4 protein-coding genes and 3 tRNA genes are annotated in these 3,242 nt (G+C 58.1%); all 7 read left to right on the top strand.

The features are described from left to right. The first annotated feature begins 322 nt into the window (after positions 1–322). Positions 323–1,282, top strand: a complete 960-nt coding sequence (gene birA / locus M2D63_RS25455; protein ID WP_285865862.1) for a bifunctional biotin--[acetyl-CoA-carboxylase] ligase/biotin operon repressor BirA — start codon at positions 323–325, stop codon at positions 1,280–1,282. Then, a complete protein-coding gene (locus M2D63_RS25450) occupies positions 1,272–2,018 on the top strand; it encodes a pantothenate kinase (RefSeq protein WP_285865861.1) in 747 nt (248 codons plus the stop codon). The genes birA and M2D63_RS25450 overlap by 11 nt, the downstream gene beginning before the upstream one ends. Positions 2,019–2,025: 7 nt before the next feature. Then, on the top strand, positions 2,026–2,454 hold the full coding sequence (locus tag M2D63_RS25445) for a hypothetical protein (RefSeq protein ID WP_285865860.1): 429 nt from the start codon (positions 2,026–2,028) through the stop codon (positions 2,452–2,454). A 144-nt stretch (positions 2,455–2,598) separates the two neighbouring features. Continuing rightward, a tRNA-Tyr gene (locus M2D63_RS25440) sits at positions 2,599–2,683 on the top strand. Between the two features lie 23 nt (positions 2,684–2,706). Further along, a tRNA-Gly gene (locus M2D63_RS25435) sits at positions 2,707–2,780 on the top strand. A gap of 26 nt (positions 2,781–2,806) precedes the next feature. Further along, positions 2,807–2,882: transfer RNA gene (locus M2D63_RS25430), tRNA-Thr, on the top strand. Between the two features lie 85 nt (positions 2,883–2,967). Next, positions 2,968–3,242: GTP-binding protein (locus tag M2D63_RS25425; RefSeq protein ID WP_285865859.1), on the top strand; the 275-nt coding region annotated here is incomplete at its 3' end.

Here is a 3,242-nt window from a genome sequence, read left to right as displayed (position 1 = left end):
GCCGATGGTAGTGTGGGGTTTCCCCATGTGAGAGTAGGTCATCGTCAAGATTAAATTCCGAAACCCCTATCTGCGCACGCAGGTAGGGGTTTTGTCTTTCTGGCTGCCCATTCCTGCAGTCAATGGCCCCCTGTGGGAGCGGCGGTGCGGCGATCCGACTTGCCCCGCGATGCGATGTGTCCTGCAGACCGCGATCGCGGGGCAAGCCCGCTCCCACCGCCGCTCCTACAGGTCGAACGCAGCCAATATCCAGCCCGCTGTTTTCTATGCAATCCCCACCTGCCTAGCTATCATGCCAACCTCATTATGAGTCGAGATTGGCATGCTGAAGTTGTTGAAGCTCCTCAAGGATGGTCGGTTCCATTCCGGGCAGGACCTGGGGACCGCCCTTGGCGTAAGTCGCAGTGCTGTCTGGAAGCAGCTACAGCACCTTGAGGCTGAGCTGAATCTGCCTATTCACAAAGTGCGTGGCCGCGGCTACCAGTTGGCCGCGCCGTTGTCGTTGCTGGAAGAGGCGGCAATCGCCGAGTCCTCCCTGGGCGAGCACTGGCCCGTATCGATCCACGATTCCATTGACTCGACCAATGCCCAGGCGTTGCGTGCCATTGGCGATGGGCAGGCTGCGCCGTTCCTGGTGCTGGCCGAGCGCCAGACGGCCGGTCGTGGCCGGCGAGGCCGCCAGTGGGTCAGTCCTTTCGCTGAAAACCTCTATTACAGCCTGGTGCTGCGCATAGAGGGTGGCATGCGCCAGCTTGAAGGCCTGAGCCTGGTCGTCGGCCTTGCGGTCTTGCGCACATTGCAGTCATTTGGCGTTGCAGAGGCCGGCCTGAAATGGCCAAACGATGTATTGGTCAATAATCAGAAGATCGCCGGCATTCTCCTGGAGCTGGTGGGCGACCCTGCGGATGTCTGTCATGTCGTGCTGGGGATCGGCATCAATGTGAACATGCAGGTCGCCAGCGAGGTCGATCAGCTGTGGACATCGGTGCGCCGGGAAACAGGTGTGAATATCGATCGCAACCTGATGGTCGCCAGGCTCAACCACAACCTGCAGATCGATCTCGAGCGCCATCGCCTGGAGGGCTTTGCCGCCTTCCAGGTTGAATGGGAGCAGGCGCACCTATGGCAGGGTAGGGCGGTATCACTGATCGCCGGGGTCAACAGGATCGATGGCGTAGTGTTGGGTATCGATGGTCAGGGCGCATTGCGTCTTGAGGTCGATGGTGAAGAAAAGAGCTTCAGCGGTGGTGAGCTCAGTTTGAGGTTGCGTGATGATTCTTGAGCTCGATTGCGGTAACAGCTTCATCAAGTGGCGGATCGTTCGCAGTGCCTTCGCGACCCTCGTCGTCGGCGGCGTGGTCGATTCCGACCAGGCGCTGGTGACGGCGATCAAAGCGTTGGCTGTGCCGCCTGAGCGCTGTCGCCTGGTCAGCGTGCGAAGCGAAGAGGAAACCGCCAGCCTCTGCGCGCTGCTGGCCCAATGCTTCGGTCTTGAGGTGATGGTTGCACAACCGGCCCGGGAGGTGGGCGGGGTGCGCAATGGTTATGAGGACTACCAGCGCCTCGGCCTGGACCGCTGGCTTGCTGTGCTGGGTGGCTATCACCTGGCCAAGGGCGCCTGCCTGGTCATGGACTTCGGTACGGCGGCCAAGGCCGATTTCGTCGCGGCCGATGGCGAGCACCTGGGCGGCTTCATTTGTCCGGGTATGCCGCTGATGCGCAGCCAGTTGCGTACCCACACCCGGCGTATCCGTTACGACGACGCTTCGGCTGAGCGGGCGCTGTCGAGCATGGCCCCGGGACGTTCTACGGTCGAAGCGGTCGAGCGTGGTTGTGTGCATATGCTGCAGGGCTTCGTCGGTTCCCAGCTTGCCCATGCAAAGGCACTGTGGGGGAATGATTTCGTGGTGCTGCTGACCGGAGGGGATGCACCTCTGGTGCAAGAAGCCGCGCCGAGCGCCCTTGTCGTACCTGACCTGGTATTCGTTGGCCTGGCTCTGGCCTGTCCCCTGGATTGAGGTGGCTATGCGTTGGTTGTTTCTGTTGTTAGTGGTGCTCAATGGCGTCTATTACGTCTGGCACCAGCAGGAGGCACCGCTGAAGGCCAAGGAAGTGGCGCCGTTGTCGTTGTACAAGGGGAATCAGCAGGGGATTCGCTTGCTGAGTGAGTCCCAGAGCGGCAAACAGGCCCCTGAGCGTGGCCAGGAATGCCTGTATGTAGGTGGCCTGAGCAGCAAGGAGCAGCTTGCGGCCTTGCGCCAACGGCTGCTGACCCTTGATGTAGGGGCTGTTCCGGTGGTTGGGCGGCTGGGTGATGCAGCCGGTTTGTGGTTGCAGATTGCGCCGCAAAGCCAGCGTTTGCTGGACCAAACCGTGCTCGGAACACTTTCTAGGGATTTCAAAGACTTAAAACATAAAATAATGTTGTGCGAGGGTATTGCAACTGGTGAATAGCCTGTTAGAATGGCGCCCGCTCCACAGCGATAACCACTAAGTGGTAACGAAGTGAAGCAGTTGTCAAAGTAGCTAACCTCAAGATTTTAATGAGAAAAAGCTTGACAACAGGACGGCAAGAGATTAAGATGCCGCCCACGTTCAGGAGGGGTTCCCGAGCGGCCAAAGGGATCAGACTGTAAATCTGACGTCTACGACTTCGAAGGTTCGAATCCTTCCCCCTCCACCAGTTTAGCGAGAGCCGCAAGCTCCGCGGGTATAGTTTAGTGGTAGAACCTCAGCCTTCCAAGCTGATGATGCGGGTTCGATTCCCGCTACCCGCTCCAGGTTTGCTGTTTTTGCACAGTGTTACGCTCTTGTAGCTCAGTTGGTAGAGCACACCCTTGGTAAGGGTGAGGTCAGCGGTTCAAATCCGCTCAAGAGCTCCATATAACAAGGCAGATATGAAAATATCTGCCTTTGTTTTAATGGTCGTATTCACTTGCTTCTTTCTTCTTGCTGAGGATTTTCTCGATGGCTAAGGAAAAGTTTGATCGTAGTCTGCCGCACGTGAACGTCGGCACCATTGGTCACGTTGACCATGGCAAGACCACGCTGACCGCAGCGCTGACTCGCGTTTGCTCCGAAGTTTTCGGCTCGGCCGTTGTTGAATTCGACAAGATCGACAGCGCTCCGGAAGAAAAAGCTCGCGGTATCACCATTAACACCGCTCACGTCGAGTACAACTCGAACATTCGTCACTACGCTCACGTTGACTGCCCAGGTCACGCTGACTACGTGAAGAACAT

Origin of the sequence: Pseudomonas sp. BJa5, from assembly GCF_030272875.2 — a bacterium.
GTDB lineage: Bacteria > Pseudomonadota > Gammaproteobacteria > Pseudomonadales > Pseudomonadaceae > Aquipseudomonas.
This window is presented reverse-complemented; position numbering and strand designations above follow the sequence as displayed.